Source organism: Shouchella shacheensis (assembly GCF_001484965.1).
Lineage (GTDB): Bacteria > Bacillota > Bacilli > Bacillales > Bacillaceae_D > Shouchella > Shouchella shacheensis.
Genome location: NZ_LLYY01000083.1, coordinates 1 through 618 on the forward strand (window position 1 = coordinate 1; position 618 = coordinate 618).

1 protein-coding gene is annotated in these 618 nt (G+C 37.9%); it reads left to right on the forward strand.

The genetic code is table 11. From position 1 onward, the window contains the following. Nucleotides 1-144: 144 nt before the first annotated feature. Entirely contained in the window at nucleotides 145-606 is a 462-nt protein-coding gene (gene tnpA, locus AVZ68_RS19450; RefSeq protein ID WP_059106231.1) for an IS200/IS605 family transposase, read from the forward strand. Nucleotides 607-618 lie beyond the last annotated feature (12 nt).

Consider the following 618-nt stretch of genomic DNA (forward strand, 5'->3'; position numbering starts at 1 on the left):
TTAATGGTTTAGAAAACCCCCGGCTATGCCGGGGGTTCAAAAGAGCTTCAAGCGTGGTATTAAAAAACCTCACTTCATGATAAGATATAGCTGGTTTCCCGACCACTACATCCCATCATAGAAGGAGGTTGCCCTGTGAAGGACATGAACAGTTTAGCACACACAACATGGAATTGTAAGTATCATGTAGTCTTTGCACCAAAGTACAGAAGACAGATTATCTATGGAAAGTATAAACAAAGTATCGGAAAAATTATAAGAGACTTATGTGAAAGAAAAGACGTTATCATTCACGAAGCAAACGCCTGTCCAGATCACATCCATATGTTAGTCAGTATTCCACCCAAGTTAAGCGTATCTCAATTCATGGGTTACTTAAAAGGGAAAAGTAGTCTCATGATATTTGATCGACATGCCAATTTGAAGTATCGATATGGGAACAGGAAGTTCTGGTGTCGAGGTTTCTACGTTGATACAGTGGGCAGAAATAAAAAGAAAATACAAGAATACATTAGGGATCAGCTAATAGAAGACCATAGAGGAGACCAGTTATCATTGTTCGAAGATTATGATCCGTTTACCGGTGAGAAAAATAAGAAGAAATAAAGAAATTCTTTA

Excerpts from the sequence above, each read along its gene's own strand:
- tnpA (WP_059106231.1), top strand. The coding sequence starts at position 145 with ATGAACAGTTTAGCACACACAACATGGAATTGTAAGTATCATGTAGTC.